This window comes from Defluviitoga sp. (assembly GCF_035349255.1).
In the GTDB taxonomy this organism is placed as follows: domain Bacteria; phylum Thermotogota; class Thermotogae; order Petrotogales; family Petrotogaceae; genus Defluviitoga.
Genome location: NZ_DAOPSE010000015.1, coordinates 1 through 19306, shown reverse-complemented (window position 1 = coordinate 19306; position 19306 = coordinate 1). Strand labels below are relative to the sequence as shown.

The window sequence follows — 19306 nt, the reverse complement described above, 5'->3', positions numbered from 1 at the left end:
CATTAATGTAAAAACAAAGCTTCTTTGAAAATTCAGGTTAAGGCTCTCTCACCATAAAAAGAAGATAAATTTTTTTTAAACAGATAAATTCGACTTTACAATATTTAGCAAAAAATTAAACACTTAGGAGGTGTTGTGGATGAAGAAAGTAGTAGCTGTACTTATGATTCTAGTATTAGCATTTTCAGCATTTTCTGTAACCATAACTATGACTGCAGGAGCTGTAGGGACAGAGTTAGAAACTCTTTACAAACAGGTTGAATTGTTTATGAAAGAGAATCCAGATATCACTGTTCAAATTATGCCTATGCCAAACAGCTCAACTGATAGGCATGATTTATACGTCACATATTTGGCTTCTGGTGTGTCTGACCCAGACGTTTTAATGTTAGACGTTATTTGGCCTGCAGAGTTTGCCCCTTTTTTGGTGGATCTTACTGATGACTATAAATATTTTGAATTAGACGAATTTTTCCCAGGTACCGTTAACTCAAACACAGTCGATGGAAGATTAGTTTCTGTTCCTTGGTTTACAGATGCTGGTATTCTGTATTACAGAAAAGACTTATTAGTAAAATATGGATACGATGTTCCAGAAACATGGGATGAATTATTTACTATTGCAAAAGACATATCTGCTAAGGAAGGAATTAATGGTTTCGTATGGCAAGGAGCAAGATATGAAGGCTTAACGTGTAACGTTATGGAGTTTGTTCACAGTTTTGGTGGAGAAATAATTGAAAGTGGAGATGTTGTAGTAGATGATCCAAAATATTTTGATAAAAATGTGGCTGCAGTTGCTTTTATGAAAAAATTGATAGATGAGGGAGTAACTCCAAAGGGCGTTACAACTTACATGGAAGAAGAAGCAAGAAGAGTTTTCCAAAATGGAGACGCAGTATTTATGAGAAATTGGCCATATGCATGGTCATTGGCAAACTCTCCTGACTCACCAGTTGCAGGAAAAGTTGGAATTACTGTTCTACCAAAAGGTCCTGAACCAAATGGAAGACATTCAGCAACTCTTGGTGGCTGGAATTTAGGTATTAATAAGAATTCTTCAAAGGCTGAAATAGAAGCTGCTAAGAAGTTAATAAAGTTCTTGACAAGTCATGAACAACAAGTTTTTAAAGCGGTTCACGCTGGTCAAACACCAACAAGGGTTTCTGCATACAATGATCCAAGAACGCTTGAGGCTAATGATTTCTATGCTGATATTTTAGATGTTTTCTTGAGTGCTGAGCCAAGACCAATTTCACCGATTTACAACGAAATTTCTTATGAAATTCAAGTTGCAGTTCACTCAGTACTAACAGGACAAGCTCAACCAAAGGCAGCTGTGGAAAGTTTGGCTAAAAATCTTAAAGGTTTGATTTACTAGGATAGTTTAATAAACAAAAAGGGCGAGTAAAATTACCCGCCCTTTTTTATAATTACCTCTTATTTTCATTTATTTTGTTGTATAATTAGCTTAGTTATATTCTAAGACGGGGGTGCAAAAATGAATGCGAAAGGGAAGTACAAAAGACAGGACATGGTTCTTGCTTTTTGGCTTATCCTACCTACTTTACTTGCTATAGGTATTACTGCGTTTTATCCCTTGGGTCAAACGATTTACGATAGCTTTTTTAAATGGTCTTTAAGGCCAGGTTTTCAGAGGCAATTTGTGGGATTTCAAAATTACATTAATTTATTCAAAGATCAACGCTTTTTAAGTGCTTTGTGGAATACAATATATTTCACAATCTTCTCTGTATTGATAGAATTTCTCCTTGGCTTAGCAACCGCTTTGGTTTTAAACGCTGATTTTAAGCTTAGGGGCTTAGTAAGAGCTGCAGTATTAATCCCTTGGGCTATACCCACAGCAGTTTCTTCACAAATGTGGAAATGGATGTTTAATGATCAATATGGCGTAATTAGTTTGATGCTATATAAAATAGGTCTTCTTGAAGCAGGAACCCCAATTCTAGGAACACCTCGTCTTGCAATGGCTGCAATAATAGCTGTAGATGTCTGGAAAACTACACCGTTTGTAGCACTTTTGCTTCTAGCGGGTCTGCAAACAATTCCTGTTGAGCTCTATGAAGCTGCTCGAATAGATGGCGCTGGCTTATGGAGACAATTTACTTCCATTACAATGCCTATTTTGAGGCCAACCATAGGAGTTACTTTAATTTTTAGAACACTAGATGCTTTAAGGGTATTTGATGTTGTATACATTATGACACAAGGAGCAGTTGGAACCGAGACTCTAGCCGTTTATAATAGGTCCCTTCTTATGGATAACATATTCTCTCCAAGAGGATTGTTTGGTTATGGTTCTGCTTTATCAGTTGTGATTTTTCTGATAATTGGGGTATTCACGATTATCTATATGCGCTCTTTGAACATTAAATTGGATTGAGGAGTTGATAAAACATGAGATGGGGAATGAAGGCGAAAAGGACTACACAAAAAACTATACTTTACATAATTGTGATTTTGATGGTCATTTATTATATTTTTCCTTTTTATTGGGCGATAAAAAGTTCGTTTACTGCTGATAAATATCTATTTACTAAAGAGATAAAATTTTGGCCTCAAGGTTTTACTTTTGAGAATTATAAGAAGGTATTTACTGAAAGACCTTTTGGTTTAAATATTTTAAACTCTATTATAGTAGCAGGTGCTACAACTATATTTTCTCTAATAGTTGGGTCCTTTTCAGCTTATGCAATTGCGCGTTTAAAAATACCCGGTAAATCTGCCCTAATGCTATTAATTTTAGCTGTTAGTATGTTTCCACAGGTTTCTATTTTAGGAGGATTGTTTCAATTGTTAAGAAAAATGGGTTTAATAAACACTTATCCCGGATTGATAATTCCCTATATTGCTTTGAACTTACCTTTAACTACATGGATTTTGCAAAATTTTTTTAGAGAGCTACCCAAAGAGATAGAAGAATCGGCCTATATAGACGGTTGTTCTAAGTTTGAAACGCTTTGGAGAATAGTGCTACCCCTCTCAGCGCCAGGACTTGTGACAACAGGCTTGTTGGCTTTTATTCAAGCGTGGAATGAATTCTTATTTGCTCTTACATTTATGCAAACTCCTGAAAAGTATACAGTACCAGTTGCGATAGCCATGTTTACTGGAAAAACCTTCTATGAAGTTCCATGGGGGCAATTGATGGCTGCATCGGTTATTGTCACTACTCCTCTAGTAGTTCTTGTTTTGATTTTCCAAAATAAGATAGTGCAGGGGTTGACGGCAGGTAGCGTTAAAGGTTAAATGAAAATGGATAGGAGGGAATGTTTCAATATGAAAACATTTTTTGGAACAGACGGTATAAGAGATGTGGTGAATGAGAAGTTAACAAGTGAGTTAGCTATGAAATTAGGGAATGCTGTAGCAAATCTTTTTGGCGGTAAGTATAAAAAGTTGTATTTGGCAAGAGATACGAGAAACTCCGGCAAAATGTTGGAACTCGCTATAGCTAGTGGTGCTTTAGCGGCTGGCATGGATGTTGAATCTTGTGGGATTTTAACTACACCTGCGCTAGCATACATTACACGAACGGAACGAGCAGTAGGAATAGTTATATCTGCCTCTCATAATCCTTCAATATACAATGGTTTAAAGGTATTATGTGAAGGTTATAAGATATCCAATGAGATGGAAGAAAAGTTGGAAGATATAATGTTGGCAGGTTTATTGAAATACTGTAACTATAAGGATATTGGAACATACGTGGAAGATTCTAGTAAACGAGAGTATATTGATTACGTAATTTCCTGTTACAGTTCTAGGGTGTCTTCAATAAACTACAAAATAGCTGTTGATGTTGCAAATGGAGCTGCAGGAGCTATAATAGATGAGATTTTTGGGAAACTTGGATTAAATTATGATGTATATTTTAATACTCCAAATGGCTTAAATATAAACGAAAATTGTGGGTCTACTTCATGGGAACCTCTATCTAAAATTATTAAAAAGGGTGGTTATGATCTAGGAGTTTTGTTTGATGGAGATGCCGATAGATGTTTGTTTTTAGATAGTCAAGGCAATTTGGTTGATGGAGATGCCTTGATAGGCATAAATTCTTTAAAATTGAAAAAACAAGGTAGATTAAAGAATAATTTTGTTGTTGCTACTGTAATGAGCAACCTGGGTTTAGAAGATTTTTTAAAAGCTAATGGATTGATTCTTTTAAGGTCTGACGTAGGAGATAAATATGTTTTAGAATTGATGCTGCAAGAAAATGGAGTAATAGGGGGCGAGCAATCAGGACATATAATATTTCTTGATAGATCAACAACTGGAGACGGTATAATTACTGCTTTAGAAACTTTAGAAGCTTTGGCATTCTTTTCTAAACGAATAGAAGATTTAGTCTCTGAGCTTCCAAAATATCCACAAGATTTGAAGAATATTACTGTCAAGGATAAAATGAAAATCATGAAAGATAAAAGGTTAGAAGAATTGAAAAAGAAATATGAACATATAAATAATTTTAGAGTGCTTGTTAGACCTTCCGGAACGGAACATATAATAAGAGTTATGAGTGAAGGCGAAGACAAAAACATGGTCAATGAATGCATAAAAGAGTTCAGTCAACTAATACAGAATCTAGATAAAGAATACTAAAAAATAAGAACCCGGGTATTTAACGTGATACCCGGGTTATGGGGTATTACTATCTTTATCGATAAAAAAACTGAATTACATACCTTACATTGCTTCTGTAGACAATTAGAGCCACGTAGCTATTCTTTTCTACTGAAGAAGCTATCTTTTCCCAATCATCTACATTTTTTATATCATGATAAACTCCATTAACGGCAACTTCAGTTATTACATCTCCAACTTTTAAACCTAAAACATACTTATTATCGACTATTTCTTCTACAATAACACCTTGAAGGTCTTTCTTAATGTTATAAGTTTTTCTATCTTCCTCTGTTATGTTTCGAACCCTTATACCAAAATATTCTTGGGATTTTACCACCAGTTGACCCTCAAGCTTAATTTTAAAAGTTAATCTTTCTCCAAATCGATCAACAACAACTTCAACTTCAGCTCCCGCTGGATAAGTTGCGACTAAAGAGGAGAGATCGTTTGAACTTTCGATTTTATTTCCATCAAATTCTATGATTACGTCTTGTGGTTGGATACCGCTTTTTTCAGCGGCACTTCCTGGCTCTACATGAACCACATACGCTCCGTAATCTACTTTTAAACCCAATGATTTTTTGAGATCTTCTGTTATATCTTGAATACGAACTCCTAGGTATCCTCTCTGAAAGGTTCCCAATTCCATTACAGAAAGAGCAAACCTTTTTGCCACATTGATAGGAATAGCAAAACCTATATTAACGTTTCCTAACTGTGGATCAACCGCTATAGCAGTGTTTATTCCTATAACCTCTCCATGAATGTTCAAAAGCGGACCACCACTATTTCCAGGATTGATGGAGGCGTCCGTTTGTAAAAGTCCATAGTAGCTACCAGTTCCTTCAGGTTTTGTAATGGTTCTATTGGTTGCACTTATGACACCAACAGTTACGGTATTTTGAAGCCCTAAGGGATTTCCGATAGCAATAACCCATTCTCCTATTTTGACTTTATCGGAATCTCCTAACTCTAGAACATGCATTTTTTCATTTGTGTTTAGTTTTATTATAGCTAGATCAAGATCTTCATCTCCTCCGATCAGTTCTGCATCATACTTTTTTCCATTTGATAAAGTAACGGTAATTTGTTTGGCTTTTTCAACTACGTGGTAATTCGTTAGTACATAACCATCTTCATGGAAAATAAACCCTGAACCTAAGCCTTTTGTTTGATATTCGGGAATTTTTAAACCAAAAAATCTTTCAAAAAAATATTGGGTGAATGGATCAATTTTAACAGCACTTGCTCGAGTTACTTCAATATTTACAACTCCAGGGGCAGCAATTTCAACTACATTGACTATAGGACTTTCATAATCAAGATTTACTGCTGCAAAAGACGTTAAAGAAACAAGCAAAGCCATAAATACTACAGTAATAGTTCTTTTCATTTTAACACCTCCGTTAATTTTATTCTAATAAAATTATATAATCACTTCTTAAAAAAAACTTAAAAAGAAAGTTTAAAGGTTAGAAGGGAATTGGGCTGTGCCCTGAACCCACGAACATTTATGTCTTTAATTGCTACTTTTCCTACTTCCAGGTTTTACTAGTTCATGCCCTTTTTTACATAAAGGACATGCTTCAGGTGTATATACATTAGTTTTAATGTTTACTAACGAGATTATTTTACAATCGAGAAGACTTGTTTTTTCAGATCTATTAACTATGCAGGCAAAAGCAGAAATTATTCCTTGTGATTCATCTACTACCTTCGCAACTTCTAGAGAAGATTTTCCAGTAGTAATAACATCTTCAACTATTACGACTCTCGATCCTTTTTCTATTCTTTGCCCCCTTCTAAGAACCATTTCTCCACTTTCCGACCTTTCGGTAAAAAGAAAAGGAATATTCAAAGCTCTTGCTACTTCATATCCAATTAGTATTCCTCCTAAAGCTGGAGATACAACTAGATCAACTTTTGAACTGATTTGCTGGGCAATAAGTTTGCCGAATAATTCACCATACTTTGGAAACTGTAAAACCTTTGCACATTGTATATATGTATCAGAATGTAGCCCAGAAGATAGCAAAAAATGTCCCTGTAAAAAAGCTCCTGTTTCTTTTAGTATATCTATAATCTCTGATTCTTTGCATTCATCCTTTTCGTTTTCTTTCATATGATAGATATTCCCTCCTGTTTATCGTCAAATAAGCAATTGAAAATAGTGAGTTTTAAAATATGCCTCCTCAATTTTAATACCTATTTAGTCGAAATCACTTTTAATTTCAAACTTTAAGAAGAAAAAAATAATAATCTACTATCCTCTATCCCTCTATTAAAAGCAATTTAGTTTGTTACTTCTAGAAACCGTTTAACTTGGAACTGTCACTATTGAGTGTTGCCCTTATAATTGGGATGTAAAAAATTATTTGTCTACACGACTTCATCGAAGTCTTTGAAAAAAAGATGAAGAATTGGAGAACCGTTAAAGTTGTTGAATTCAAAGGTATGTTACATAAGCTAAGATCAAACGATTCAATATGAAATTAGGCTGTGTTTCAATTTTCATTTATTTATAATAATCTGAAAATACAAATTTCTTAATTTCTTCTATAAATCTATTTTTATTGTAAATACACTCAAATAACTCATGTTTTCCTTTTTGAAAAGCAACATGTCTAATACTTGGGTTGTCTATCTTTTTGTATTCTTCTATGTTTACTACTTTATCTTCAGTTCCATATAATAATAATGTTGGAACGTCAATCTTATTGATATCTTTTAAAGCGAGTTCCGCCTCTGCAAACATACCAAGCGCAGATTCTACAGTTATCTTATCATGAACAAGTGGATCCCTTTGATATTCTTCACAAGTGTTTCTGTTTGTTGATAAATCATATGGATCTATTCTATTTGAAAAAGAAAGCTTGGGAAAGATGGAGAGTAAGGTTAGAAGCCCTTTCATTTGACTGATATCACCTAAAGCGGGGGAAGATAACACAAGTTTTTTTGGTTTATTTTCTGTGATTTCAACAAATCTTGTGGATATTAACCCCCCCAAGGAATGACCAAATAAAATATAATCATCTTGTACATAATTGTCTAAAAAGTAATAGATTTCGTAGAAATTTCCTATATCTCCTTTTTTCCCTGAGGAATAACCATGACCCGGCAAGTCGAATATATATACATCAAACCCCAAATCCATAAAGGTTTTAATGAATTTTTCATACCTGCCAGAATATTCCCCTAATCCATGGACAATATAGAATTTTGGTAGTTCATTTTCAAGAGATTTATTTGAAAGGAAATATCTATTATATATTCTCATATTTTTATTATAACATAGTTAAATAACTTTTTGCTTTTCTATAGAAGCCATAAGATCCTCATTTGTTTTAAATTTTCTCATTAAACTTAAAACAAATTCTATAGCTTCTTTTGGTGACATGTCATTAATAAACTTTCGCAAAATAATGACGTTATTGAGCTCAGTTTTGGAATATAATAGTTCTTCTTTCCTAGTACCTGACAATTTTAAATTAATAGCAGGAAAGATTCTTTCATTGGCTAATTCCCTGGAAAGAACAAGCTCCATATTACCAGTTCCTTTAAATTCTTCGAAAATAACCTCGTCCATTTTAGAACCTGTTTCTACTAATGCAGTTGCTATCATGGTTAAACTTCCGCCTTCTCTTATTTTTCTTGCTGCACCGAAGAATTTTTTGGGAAAGATTATAGCAGCAGGGTCTAGCCCTCCACTCAACAATTTACCACTTGAAGGTACATATAAATTGTACTCTCTTGCAAATCTAGTTAAACTATCGATTAATACAACAACGTCATGACCAAATTCCACAAGTCTTTTAAAATGATCCAAAGCCATTTCAGTAATTTTAATTTGGTTTTGTGGATCCATATCAAATGGCGCAGCAATTACATGAGCATCAACCGTGTCTCGGATGTCTGTTACTTCTTCTGGTCTTTCATCGATCAAGAGTATGTATCTTCGAGTTTCGGGATAATTTTTTGCAATAGAATTAGCAATATCTTTAAGCAAGGTTGTTTTCCCAGCTTTTGGAGGAGCTACTATAAGACCTCTTTGACCAAAACCAACTGGAGAGAATAAATCAATTATTCGAGAACTAATAGGACAGTTTTTGTGTTCGAGAATCATTCTTTCAGTAGGATACTCAGGGGTAAGATTTTCAAAAGATACTCTGTCCCTGGCATTTTCGGGTGGTAAAGAATTTATAGCTTCAATTCTAAGTAGTGCAAAAAATCTTTCTCCTTCCTTTGGAGGTCTTACTTGACCGGCTACAATGTCACCGGTAAAAAGATTAAATTTTTTAATCTGAGACTGAGAAACATAAACGTCATCAGATCCTGGTAATAATGAATTATCAATGCTTCTTAAAAAACCATATCCATCTGGAAGGATTTCAAGTATTCCTTCGTAAAAGAAATAGCCAATAGACTCTGTTTGCTTTCTTAAGATTGCAAATTTCAATTCATTTGTTGTCATTTTAGAATAATTTGCGATTTCAAATTTTCTTGCTAGGTCATAAAGTCCTTTCCTAGACATCTCATTTAATTTTGCCATATCAATTTCAACTGCTTGTATGTTATCTTTAGTTTGTTTTTTAGAAACTAAATTGCTATCTGCTTCGTCCATTCTAGTTAACCTCCTTAATTCTTTCTTTTTTACTCGCTTTTGAAATTCTAAAACGTAAATTTTATAAAGGTTTAAGATTTAGTATTTTGAAAAATTGTTTCCTCATCCTGAGATTCTCGTGTAAAGCTTCTCTACAGTTTTTAGGTTCTCTTATCAAGAGAGGGAAGAGACGCTAACCTATAACCTAAATAAAATCAAATTATATTTTAGACGTGGGGGAGTACAACCTGGGGGTCTCCCTCATTAAGGAAAATTGCTTACCTCTGCCCGTTAAAATGTAACCCTATAAATTCAAAAGTTTATTTTTTAAAATTGTCACTTTTCATGATTTCCATGTTATAAGAGAGGATTATGAGAATTAGCATAATGTTAATTCAAAAGAACCGAGCTCACACCAGAATAATGGCAAGTAGCTTCTACTTGCTGAATAGAACAAATTCATAGATTTAAACTTATCTGTCTTGAGTAGTGATTTTAATAACGTTAATAATATTAAGAAAATAAAACATAAAAGATAAAAAAGCAAGAAACTAGAAGAAATTATGCATATGATAAACTAGTTTTTATGATAATAACGAATATGCTAAAAAAGATGAAGCTCTATTTTGTTAGGGATGTGCCAGCAACGGCGGGGACAGGAGTAATAGTATTTGTCTCTAAATCTAAAACTATTTCGCCTTCAAATTTCTCATCTAAGGCATAATGTAATGAAATTAAAGCTATCTTTAATTGTTCATCGTCGGGTTCTTTGGTGGTGAGTTTCTGAAGCATTAAACCAGGGTATGCAAGGATTTTACCAACCTTTGTATCGATGATTTTTGCTGTAAACCTTTGAAATTCATAAGCTACTCCTGCAACAACAGGTAACAGTACGATTCTTGAAATAACTTTTTCTAACGTAGAATTCCATCCAAGCCCTCCCGAGATTGCAAACACAATAACTGAAGCAAAAACTGTGATTATTAGAAAGCTTGTGCCACATCTTGGATGAAGTGTTGTGTACTTTCTTGCATGTGAAACATCTAAAGGTTCGTTGTTTTCGTAAGCATAAACGCTTTTATGTTCGGCGCCATGATACTGAAAAACCCTTTTGATATCTTTCATAAAAGAGATTGCCCATATATAAGCCAAAACAAGAAAAGCTCTAATGATCCCTTCTATAAGAGCAAACAAAAATTCTGACTCGATATGAAAAGGTTTAGTAACAAGTACTGGAAGAACACCAAATCCTAAAGTTGCAATAACAATAGCTATTAATATAGCAAAGACCATGTCCTTTGTTGTTAATTCTTCTTCGTCTTCTCCAGAAACTTGGGCAGAATAAGATAAGGCACCCATCCCTATGATCATCGAATGTATCAAAACAAAAATTCCTCTTATAAACGGTATTTTTTCCCAAATTCCCCACGATTCATCTTTTATTTTCTTTACAGCAACTTTACCGTCGTTTCTTTTAACTGCAACGACTGTATTTATCCCTTTCATCATTACGCCTTCAATGACTGCTTGTCCACCCACTGTTTTCGGTTTCTCTTTTGACACTATTTATCCTCCTCAGAATCTCTTCTGCAACATTTTCTTCAGTTATAAAAAAATAAAACTTCAATGCTTCCTTGTCTATGCCACTTTGTTTTTTAAGAACTTTGGAAGCACTTTTGCGTAATTCATATCTTTTCAAATTATCCATCGCCGCAATTGCTTGGACTATTTCGTGTAGCTCCTGATTCTTTATACAAGCAGTACTAATTTCCTCAAGGAGTTGCTCATAGTCAGACATTATGGTCCCAATTTCACTTTTCCGTCACTATTGTTCGCTACTAACATTCTTAGCTTCAGCTTCTTCTTCAGATTTCTCTTCACTTTCTTGACCTGTTGATTTTGCAACTACTTTAAACTTAATGCCTGTCCTTTTTTCTGAACCAACCTCTACTTCTACAAACCCAGGAATAACGTAGATTTCCTTGCCTTTTGCTTCGACAAATCTTTTAGCAATGGCAATAGCCTTAACAGCCTGATTTACAGCACCAGCTCCAATAGCTTGTAACTCAACCTCATCAGTCTTTGACAAAACTCCCGCAATTGCTCCAGCAACCTTGTTAGGTGCAGATGTATGACTAACTTTTAGTACTTCCATGTCTCAGTTCTCCTCCTTTTTGGTAAGGCTATTAACTATATTTTACCATAAATTTCAAATAAGTCAAAGAATTAATTAAAATTTATTTGGATTAATGTAATTATGTGATAAAATGTAATTGTTGTATCCCAAAATAATTCAATAAGTACGATACTTATATAAGGGAAAACGGTGAGAAGCCGTTACGGTCGCGCCACCGTGATCGGGGACGAAACTTACAAAGACCACTGGGTTTAGCCTGGGAAGGCGTAAGGAGTAGAGAGATCCGTAAGTCGGGAGACCTGTATAAGTATCAAAGGTTCTATCTCTTCGCGCCAAAGAGATAGAAAAAATTATTTCAATGGCGTAATACTATTTTAGGAGGCCATTATTATGAAAAAAGGTATCAAAAAGTATGGAGTATTGCTATTTTCATTTGTTTTATCTGTTGTATCCTTAGCACAGCTAGCTTTAGTTGACGATCTTGGAAGGTTTGTTAAGTTCGATTCTCAAGTTCAAAGAGCGGTAAGTGCCGCACCTTTAGTGTCTGACTATATTAAGTATTTAGGATTAGAAGAAAAAGTTGTTGGAGTGACAGACTGGGATACAAGCATTGAAAGCGAAAAAATAGGTGACATGTTCCCTTTGAACATCGAAAAAATCATCTTTTTAAATCCTGACGTAGTGTTGTTAAGTGGAGGTTTTCAAGAGCCCGAAGTAGAAAGACTGGAACGCTATGATATCAAATCTTTCGTTATCAATCCTGTTAGCTTTAACGATATATACAAAACTATTACATTAGTAGGTGCGATCTTAGGTGAACCGGAAAAGGCCGTTGAACTTTCTAGTAAATTTAGGCAACAGTTTTTAGGAATAGCAAAAAACGCCTTTTTATGGACAAAAAAACCAACAGTACTGTATTTAATGGTACAAAGTAACGTAGGAGAAATGTGGACAGCTGGAACAGGTTCTTACATAAACGAACTAATAGCCTACGCAGGTGGATTAAATTTAGCCGCGCCTTATTCAGGCAACAACGGTTTTTTTCAAATAGGACCTGAATTTGTAGTTGCTCAAAATCCAGATATAATCATAGTTGATTCTTATTTTGAAGGCGATGAAACAGCCAAAAACACGTTATTAAACGCCCCACAGTTAAAGAATGTAAAGGCTATAAAAAATGGGAAAATAGTCACAGTAGACGGCAATAAAATGTCTCAAGCCTCACCTTCTATTATGGATGTTTTAATTCAATTAAACAAATACTTTGGTGATAATAGATGAAATCAACACAAAAACAAGGGGGACAACTTCCCCTTGTTTTATTTTTAGTGTTTATCAGTCTAGTATTAATAATTGTTTTTGCTTCTTTTGGAAGTGTAAAAGTAGAAGCTAAAGATGTTTTCTTATCTCTAATAGGGAGGCAAGAAAACGAAATCTACAAAAATTTAATTGTAAATATAAGACTACCTAGAGTAATTGGAACATTTCTAGTAGGAGCAATATTAGCAGTTTCTGGTAATGTACTACAGCTTTTGGTTCAAAATCCTTTGGCAGATCCATATATGCTTGGAATTTCTTCAGGAGCTAGCTTTGGTGCTGTATTATACACGGCATTAAACAGTATATATGGGTTCACATTGTTTCTTGGTTTAGAGGGATTTTCCTTTTTATTTGCGGTACTTTCTACTTTTATAGTCTTAATAATAGCGCGTCAAGGAAAAAAACTTCCTATACTATCTTTAATATTAAGTGGGGTAATAGTTAGTTTCCTATTCAACTCCTTTACGACACTTTTTACAGTCATGTATTGGAAAAATCTCATTCACGTTAATCTGTGGCTCATGGGAAGTACAGGAAACCTGGCGTGGAGTTCGAACTTAAAATTATTAATAATACTCCTGGTGCAGTTTTTTATTGTATTAATATTCTCAAAAGAATTAAATGTTTTAGCTATGGGCGAAGAGATGGCAGTTTATTCAGGAATAAATCCAGAGAGTATAAAGATGCTATTAATATTAACAACAGTTTTATCAGTATCATTTACCGTTTCTCAAGTAGGAATTATTGGATTTGTTGGTCTTATAATCCCACACATAGTCAGAATGATTAAAGGACCGTACTCTTTTATTTCAAACCTATACTCCGTATTTTTTGGAGGAATATTTCTAATGTTTGCAGATTTCTTAGCTAGAACATTATTTGCTCCAACAGAGTTACCTATAGGTGTAGTAACTTCTATTGTAGGTGCACCAATATTCATATATGTTATGAGGAGAAAAGAAAGATTATGATAAACATCGACAAATTAAAATTTACTTACAATAATGGTTTTAGTTTAAATGTAGATGAGTTAGACGTAAAAAAAGGAGACATTGTCTCGATAATAGGCCCGAACGGTGCAGGAAAAAGCACATTAATAAAAATAATTAGCAAAATATTAAAAAATTACACAGGCAGGATAATGATAGAAGACAAAGAACTTAGCAACTATTCATACAAAGAAATATCAAGGAAAATTGCTATTGTTCCACAAGAATTTAACACAACCTTTGAATATGATGTTGAAAGTGTTATTTCAACAGCAAGACTTCCGTATTCCAGAAGATTCAGTTTTTTCGAGACGCAAGAAGACAAAAAAATAATTAACGAAGTACTTGAATTAGTAGGACTTGTTAAATACAAAAATAAACCGTTTTCTCTGCTTTCTGGAGGAGAAAAACAAAAAGTAATGATAGCACGAGCATTTGCTCAAAAAACACCAATATTATTACTTGATGAATTCTCTTCACATCTAGACCCTGGTTATACACAAAATTTATTAAAACTTGTAAAAACAATGGCTGAAAAAGAAAGGAAAACAGTTTTAGCAATATTTCATGACATAAATAGCGCTGCGCTATTTTCAGATAAAATTGTAGTTATGAAAGACGGAGAAATCAAATATCAAGGATCACCAAAAGAAGTTTTTAAAGAGTCGATAATGAAAGAAATTTTTGATATAGAAGTATATATCATAGAACACCCACTAAACAAAATTCCCCAAATATTATACAAATAAATAAAGGCACTATGCATAAACCTTTATAATACCTTTTCTTAAGATAATTAAGTTAAATGAATTCACATACCTAATTTTTAACTAAAACTTAGCTAACAGAAATTATAAACGATTTCCTAATTGCTAATCTGGTATTATCTTTGCGATCTCAGGAACTAGATCAATTTTTACACTTTTCCCTTCAGAAAGATTTTTATCAAAAGGTGACAATACCCTTATCATGATTTCTCCATATTCGGTATCAATGTAGTATTCTGAGGACTCACCCAAATAAACTATTGTTTTTATTTTCCCCTCGATTGGGCCATCCGAAGATATCTTTAGAGCCTCTGTTCGGCATCCTAGTACGTAGTTATCAGCTTTATCCGTTGGAAGAGATGGAATTTTATACACTCTATCTTTGAGTCTCACTAAAGTTTCTTTTTCTAAGATATCTAAAACCTGAATTGGGAAAAAGAAGATTTTTCCCATGAATTCGCCTACAAACTTGTTAACAGGTTTTTCGTAAACATCTTCAGGATTACCGATCTGCTCTATCTTACCATCTTTCATAAGAACTATCTTATCAGAAAGGGTTAAAGCTTCCGTTCTATCGTGTGTAACATATATAGCAGTAATACCTACTTCCTTTTGTATTCTCTTTATCTCTATTCTCATCTGTTCTCTCAAAAGCGCATCCAGGTTAGAAAGCGGCTCATCAAAAAGCAAGACAGAAGGCTCTATAACAAGAGCTCTAGCAAGGGCGATTCTTTGTTGTTGCCCTCCTGACAAACTTGATGGAGGTCTATCCTCAAAACCTTCAAGTCCTACAATTCTTAGGATTTCTTTAACTTTCTTCTGACTCTCTTCTTTCTGAATTTTTCTCATCTTTAATCCATAAGCGATATTTTCTCCCACGCTCATGTGTGGAAACAGTCCATAACTTTGAAATACCATAGCGATATCTCTTTTCCAAGGTGGAATTTCAACCACATTAATGTCATTGATAAATATTTTTCCCTCAGTTGGCTTTTCAAATCCCGCGATCATTCTAAGAGTAGTTGTTTTGCCACACCCTGAGGGTCCGAGTAGAGTAACAAACTCTCCAGGGATTATTTCAAACGATATATTATCTACCGCACGTATTTCATTATTTTTAAAGTCTTTAAATATCTTTGTAATGTTCACTATCTTCAAGGAAACTTGTTTCACAAATATCCCTCACTTGTTAAGTTAGTTACAAACCATTAAGGTAAATGGAAACTATCAGATTATTGTTTTTTGGAGATATTCACTTCTTTTAACAACTACCCTAAGAATACCAAAAACGCTCAAGACTATAATTATCAACAAAGCAGAGAGAACACTTGCAAGTCCAAATTTTAAATTTTCAGAAAAATTGTATATCTGCATAGATACATGATACCATCTAGGTGAAATAAGGAATACAACAGCACTCACTGCAGTCATTGCTCGAACAAAAGTATAAGACATGCTTGATATGAATGCAGGCCTTATAAGAGGAAGAACAATAGTTGAAAAGACGGTTTGAGGCGGTGCTCCAAGATTTTGAGCAGCCTCTTCAATAGAAGGATCAATTTGCTTTAAAGCAGCAACGCCTCCTTCAACACCAACAGGTAGTTCTCTAATTATGAAATTAATAATTATAATTGCCGCTGTACCTACTAACATGATAGGAGGTTTGTTAAAGGCAATTACATAGCTTATACCTAACAAGGTACCTGGAATAGAAAAAGGTAGAAGCACCAAACCTTGAAGCAGCTTCTTTCCAGGGAATTTCTTTCTAACTATAAGAAATGCTATAATCATAGAAAAAATACCCGCAATGGGCATAGCTACCGCAGCAAGAAAAGTGGTATCTACTAAAGCTTTTCTTCCTCTTTGGAGAGCTTCAACTATGTTTGAAAGCGTAAAAGTGTAATCAATTCCCCAGTTTTTGACAAAACATCCCATAAATATAGTTGAATAAAGTCCTATTAGAAAAGCAACTATTAAGTAAACAATTATGCTTAAAGTTTTCTTTAAAGAGGGACTAACTATTTCCACAATCCTTCCACTTGGTTTTCCACTAACTGTGACATATGATTTTTTGCTAGTAATATACCTTTGTAAGTAAAACGCCGTCATAGTTGGAAGTAAAAGTAAGAGGGACAAAGCGGCGCCTCTATCAAGCCTATTCATTCCACTAACCTCAAGATACGCAGTTACTGACAAAACATTAAATTTTCCACCAAGCATCAAAGGATTTGCAAAATCTGCTATTGAATTTGTAAAAACAAGTAACCATGAACTGAGTAACCCTGGAGCTGAAAGAGGGAGCGTCACAGTTCTAAAAACTTTCCATCTACTTGCACCAAGATTCATAGCAGCCTCTTCTAATGTGCTATCAATTGATTCAAGAACACCAACCATTGTTAAATAGGCAATTGGAAACATTCCCATTGTTTGTGCGATAATCAAGCCATCTAATCCGTAGATATCCCAGTTAAGATTCAATATTTGTTTTGTTATCAGACCATTTGATCCAAACAAAAGTATTAAAGAAAGTGTGAGTGAAAAAGGAGGAGATATAAGTGGAAGGTTCACCATAAAAGAAACAAATTTTTTTCCTTTAAAATTAGTTCTAGTCACCATAAAAGCAAAAAGGAAGCCTATCACTGTTGAAAGCGTTGCTGTCAAAGTTCCAAGCAAAATACTGTTACTAAATGATTTCAGATACGCTCTTTCTGTTAAGACAGTTTTCCATACTTTCGTTGTGAAAGTACCAGTTCTCATAAAAGTCATTCTCACTGCTTCGTAAAGTGGATATAAAATAAACGTTAAAACAATTGCAAAAGTGATAATTGTTGCATATGCTGTAACTGGGTCTATAGAAAAAGTTGAGATGCTAAAAACAGCTATAAAAATTAAAAACACTATTAGAAATATTATATCTACCGTTCGGAATAACTTTAAAACATTCTCTGCAGCATGCAGCTGGATCATAATACCCATCACTTCATAGTCTTTGGTAATTGGAGAAAATATAACAAAATACTGTTTTTCATCTATTTTTACAGTCTTTTGCGAAATATAAAATTCTTCATATAATACATTTTCTATTCCATATTCATAATCAGGCAAACTTTTTACAACGTCCAAAATGGGCCTGTTTTGAAGTTCTATTCCATCAAAGTATGAAATGTAATAAAGTATTTCAGGAAACCTCTCTGTTAAAAGTTCGGGCTCAATAGCACTTACAGAATAAGCTAAATTTAATGAATTCTCCCGGAATAGACGGGAGAATTCATTCCTAATAGTTTTCCTAACCCAAAAAAGAACTAAAAAAGCTATTAAAGCCACCACTAAAAACTTTATTATCTTCCAATTTCTTTGTTCCATTTATCAATTAACCTCTCCATGTTTTGTGCTTCCCATAGCAGATTCTGTTCAATAAGATTTATATCTTCTGGTTTATAGACAACTTTATCTTGAGGTGCCAAAGATGATAGTGGTATTACATACCAGCTTGCTATAATACCTTGTGCTTTTTCATTAAGTATCCAGTCATATAATTTTTTGGCTTCAACTGGTTCTTTTCCACCTTTAATCAAAGACATAGCTGCAATTTCATAACCTGTTCCATCTTTTGGGATAGTAATTATTATTGGGGCACCTTCTTTTTGTAATTTTATAAGATCATGCAAATAACCAATAGCTATAGGAGTTTCACCAATTGCGCAATCTTTTCCAGGTGCTGCACCAGATTTTGTATACATATTTACATTTACGTCAAGTTTTTTCAGGTATTCAAAAGCTTTTTCTTCATCACCGTTATAAATGTTTATCATTGTTGTGATTACATTATAGGCGGTTCCAGAAGTACTTGGATTAGCCATTCTAATAAATCCTTTATATTCAGGTTTTAATAAATCAGCCCAACTCTCTGGAGGAGTTATTCCGAGTTCTTTAGCCCTCTTTTCATTAGTAGCAAAAGCTAACGGCCCCACATACAAACCAATCCAGTATCCATCAGGATCCTTGAATTTCGGATCGATAAACTGGCTGTATGAAGATTTGTAAGGTGCTGTAAAACCTTTCATTTTTGCTTCAACATGATATACACCCACTCCACCCGCAAAAAGTGAAGCTTGTGGGTTATCTTTTTCTGCTTCTAATCTTGCTAAAACCTCTCCTGTAGACAATCTAACCCAATTTACTTTTATACCTGTTTCTTCTTCAAATTGCTGGAATAGTTCTTTTGCAAGGAGTTCATCAAATGATGTGTAAACATTGACATAATTGGCAGTGAAACCTAAAATAGCTATTCCTAAGATAACGAGTGTGAATAATAATCTTCTCATAGTTTTTGCCTCCCTTTAAAAATATTAAACTTCTGAAGGAGAAAAGTAGGATTTAATTTGCACTACTTATATTTTTAACATCGAGGCTAGCTAAGGAAAACAAATATTTTTTTTTTGAAGTAAATTAAAAAGAGTGAGATAGCTATTACTAATTAATAATATTCTCGTTTTTATAACCTTTTAGTTAACGTTTTCATGATATATTATAACATATTATATTTAGAAATCTTAATTTAGACACTAGATTTTGATCGCTTTTCCAATAGTTTTGTCAATTAATTTAATTTTTGCTAAAACTTTAATAAAGTTGAAAAAAGATAGCTAAATTAAAAGTTTCATATAACATTTTGCCTAAACACTAAAAGCCTTATGAATACTGTTTAAGAATATTTTGCTATTAAATAAGCAGATGTGTTTTTATAGCTTATGATTTTAAATCTTAAATATTTCAAATTGATTTTTCAGTTCAGCAGCTAGTTCTGTTAGCTCTTGTATGCTTTTACTTATCTCAGTTGTTT

Annotated in this window: 17 protein-coding genes and 1 riboswitch; of the genes, 7 read left to right on the top strand and 10 right to left on the bottom strand. The window is 33.8% G+C overall.

All coding sequences use genetic code 11. The features are described 5' to 3' along the window. Nucleotides 1-139: 139 nt before the first annotated feature. The 4 genes from PKN74_RS05185 (at nt 140) to PKN74_RS05170 (ending at nt 4626) form a co-directional block, all read left to right on the top strand. A complete protein-coding gene (locus PKN74_RS05185) occupies nt 140-1381 on the top strand; it encodes an ABC transporter substrate-binding protein (RefSeq protein ID WP_472309295.1) in 1242 nt (413 codons plus the stop codon). Nucleotides 1382-1501: 120 nt separating this feature from the next. Continuing rightward, entirely contained in the window at nt 1502-2404 is a 903-nt protein-coding gene (locus tag PKN74_RS05180) for a carbohydrate ABC transporter permease (RefSeq protein ID WP_472309293.1), read from the top strand. Nucleotides 2405-2418: 14 nt separating this feature from the next. Continuing rightward, the gene (locus PKN74_RS05175; RefSeq protein WP_472309291.1) at nt 2419-3270 is read left to right on the top strand and encodes a carbohydrate ABC transporter permease; all 852 of its coding nucleotides are present in this window, start codon (nt 2419-2421) and stop codon (nt 3268-3270) included. 30 nt (nt 3271-3300) lie between these two features. Next, complete coding sequence (locus PKN74_RS05170) at nt 3301-4626, top strand: phosphoglucosamine mutase (protein WP_472309289.1); 1326 nt, start codon at nt 3301-3303, stop codon at nt 4624-4626. Nucleotides 4627-4681: 55 nt separating this feature from the next. Here the strand turns inward: PKN74_RS05170 and PKN74_RS05165 are convergent, their stop codons facing one another. From PKN74_RS05165 to PKN74_RS05135, 7 genes are all read right to left on the bottom strand, one after another. After that, on the bottom strand, nt 4682-6043 hold the full coding sequence (locus PKN74_RS05165; protein ID WP_472309287.1) for a Do family serine endopeptidase: 1362 nt from the start codon (nt 6041-6043) through the stop codon (nt 4682-4684). Nucleotides 6044-6169: 126 nt separating this feature from the next. After that, nucleotides 6170-6772: an orotate phosphoribosyltransferase gene (gene pyrE, locus PKN74_RS05160; protein WP_472309285.1), complete on the bottom strand. Its 603-nt coding sequence runs from the start codon at nt 6770-6772 to the stop codon at nt 6170-6172. Nucleotides 6773-7165: 393 nt separating this feature from the next. Next, nucleotides 7166-7927, bottom strand: a complete 762-nt coding sequence (locus PKN74_RS05155; RefSeq protein ID WP_472309283.1) for an alpha/beta fold hydrolase — start codon at nt 7925-7927, stop codon at nt 7166-7168. 18 nt (nt 7928-7945) lie between these two features. After that, complete coding sequence (gene rho, locus PKN74_RS05150; protein WP_472309281.1) at nt 7946-9271, bottom strand: transcription termination factor Rho; 1326 nt, start codon at nt 9269-9271, stop codon at nt 7946-7948. A 600-nt stretch (nt 9272-9871) separates the two neighbouring features. After that, entirely contained in the window at nt 9872-10813 is a 942-nt protein-coding gene (locus PKN74_RS05145) for a DUF1385 domain-containing protein (protein WP_472309279.1), read from the bottom strand. Further along, nucleotides 10767-11048, bottom strand: a complete 282-nt coding sequence (locus PKN74_RS05140) for a hypothetical protein (RefSeq protein WP_472309277.1) — start codon at nt 11046-11048, stop codon at nt 10767-10769. The genes PKN74_RS05145 and PKN74_RS05140 overlap by 47 nt, the downstream gene beginning before the upstream one ends. Nucleotides 11049-11075: 27 nt before the next feature. Next, complete coding sequence (locus PKN74_RS05135; RefSeq protein WP_472309275.1) at nt 11076-11405, bottom strand: stage V sporulation protein S; 330 nt, start codon at nt 11403-11405, stop codon at nt 11076-11078. Between the two features lie 129 nt (nt 11406-11534). Beyond that, nucleotides 11535-11708: riboswitch (cobalamin riboswitch) on the top strand. A 69-nt stretch (nt 11709-11777) separates the two neighbouring features. Here PKN74_RS05135 and PKN74_RS05130 point away from each other — a divergent pair. From PKN74_RS05130 to PKN74_RS05120, 3 genes are read left to right on the top strand one after another with little or no spacing between them, the layout of a single operon-like run. Beyond that, entirely contained in the window at nt 11778-12668 is an 891-nt protein-coding gene (locus PKN74_RS05130) for an ABC transporter substrate-binding protein (protein WP_472309273.1), read from the top strand. Then, nucleotides 12665-13678, top strand: coding sequence for a FecCD family ABC transporter permease (locus tag PKN74_RS05125; RefSeq protein WP_472309271.1), 1014 nt, complete (start codon nt 12665-12667; stop codon nt 13676-13678). Before PKN74_RS05130 ends, PKN74_RS05125 begins: the two co-directional genes overlap by 4 nt. Beyond that, complete coding sequence (locus PKN74_RS05120; protein WP_472309269.1) at nt 13675-14445, top strand: ABC transporter ATP-binding protein; 771 nt, start codon at nt 13675-13677, stop codon at nt 14443-14445. Before PKN74_RS05125 ends, PKN74_RS05120 begins: the two co-directional genes overlap by 4 nt. 123 nt (nt 14446-14568) lie before the next feature. On the opposite strand, the gene PKN74_RS05115 is transcribed toward PKN74_RS05120, so the two are convergent. The 3 genes from PKN74_RS05115 to PKN74_RS05105 are packed head-to-tail and all read right to left on the bottom strand — an operon-like array spanning nt 14569 to nt 18788. Further along, nucleotides 14569-15636 carry an ABC transporter ATP-binding protein gene (locus tag PKN74_RS05115; protein WP_472309267.1) on the bottom strand — a complete coding sequence of 356 codons (1068 nt, stop codon included), beginning with the start codon at nt 15634-15636 and terminating at the stop codon, nt 14569-14571. Nucleotides 15637-15690: 54 nt separating this feature from the next. Next, entirely contained in the window at nt 15691-17826 is a 2136-nt protein-coding gene (locus PKN74_RS05110; RefSeq protein ID WP_472309265.1) for an ABC transporter permease, read from the bottom strand. Beyond that, on the bottom strand, nt 17802-18788 hold the full coding sequence (locus PKN74_RS05105) for an ABC transporter substrate-binding protein (RefSeq protein WP_472309263.1): 987 nt from the start codon (nt 18786-18788) through the stop codon (nt 17802-17804). The genes PKN74_RS05110 and PKN74_RS05105 overlap by 25 nt, the downstream gene beginning before the upstream one ends. Nucleotides 18789-19306: the final 518 nt, after the last annotated feature.

What these genes read in the sequence shown, in the direction of transcription:
- PKN74_RS05185 (WP_472309295.1), top strand. Translation starts at nt 140, where the DNA reads ATGAAGAAAGTAGTAGCTGTACTTATGATTCTAGTATTAGCATTTTCA.
- PKN74_RS05180 (WP_472309293.1), top strand. Translation starts at nt 1,502, where the DNA reads ATGAATGCGAAAGGGAAGTACAAAAGACAGGACATGGTTCTTGCTTTT.
- PKN74_RS05175 (WP_472309291.1), top strand. Translation starts at nt 2,419, where the DNA reads ATGAGATGGGGAATGAAGGCGAAAAGGACTACACAAAAAACTATACTT.
- PKN74_RS05170 (WP_472309289.1), top strand. Translation starts at nt 3,301, where the DNA reads ATGAAAACATTTTTTGGAACAGACGGTATAAGAGATGTGGTGAATGAG.
- PKN74_RS05165 (WP_472309287.1), bottom strand. Translation starts at nt 6,043, where the DNA reads ATGAAAAGAACTATTACTGTAGTATTTATGGCTTTGCTTGTTTCTTTA.
- pyrE (WP_472309285.1), bottom strand. Translation starts at nt 6,772, where the DNA reads ATGAAAGAAAACGAAAAGGATGAATGCAAAGAATCAGAGATTATAGAT.
- PKN74_RS05155 (WP_472309283.1), bottom strand. Translation starts at nt 7,927, where the DNA reads ATGAGAATATATAATAGATATTTCCTTTCAAATAAATCTCTTGAAAAT.
- rho (WP_472309281.1), bottom strand. Translation starts at nt 9,271, where the DNA reads ATGGACGAAGCAGATAGCAATTTAGTTTCTAAAAAACAAACTAAAGAT.
- PKN74_RS05140 (WP_472309277.1), bottom strand. Translation starts at nt 11,048, where the DNA reads ATGTCTGACTATGAGCAACTCCTTGAGGAAATTAGTACTGCTTGTATA.
- PKN74_RS05135 (WP_472309275.1), bottom strand. Translation starts at nt 11,405, where the DNA reads ATGGAAGTACTAAAAGTTAGTCATACATCTGCACCTAACAAGGTTGCT.
- PKN74_RS05130 (WP_472309273.1), top strand. Translation starts at nt 11,778, where the DNA reads ATGAAAAAAGGTATCAAAAAGTATGGAGTATTGCTATTTTCATTTGTT.
- PKN74_RS05125 (WP_472309271.1), top strand. Translation starts at nt 12,665, where the DNA reads ATGAAATCAACACAAAAACAAGGGGGACAACTTCCCCTTGTTTTATTT.
- PKN74_RS05120 (WP_472309269.1), top strand. Translation starts at nt 13,675, where the DNA reads ATGATAAACATCGACAAATTAAAATTTACTTACAATAATGGTTTTAGT.
- PKN74_RS05110 (WP_472309265.1), bottom strand. Translation starts at nt 17,826, where the DNA reads ATGGAACAAAGAAATTGGAAGATAATAAAGTTTTTAGTGGTGGCTTTA.
- PKN74_RS05105 (WP_472309263.1), bottom strand. Translation starts at nt 18,788, where the DNA reads ATGAGAAGATTATTATTCACACTCGTTATCTTAGGAATAGCTATTTTA.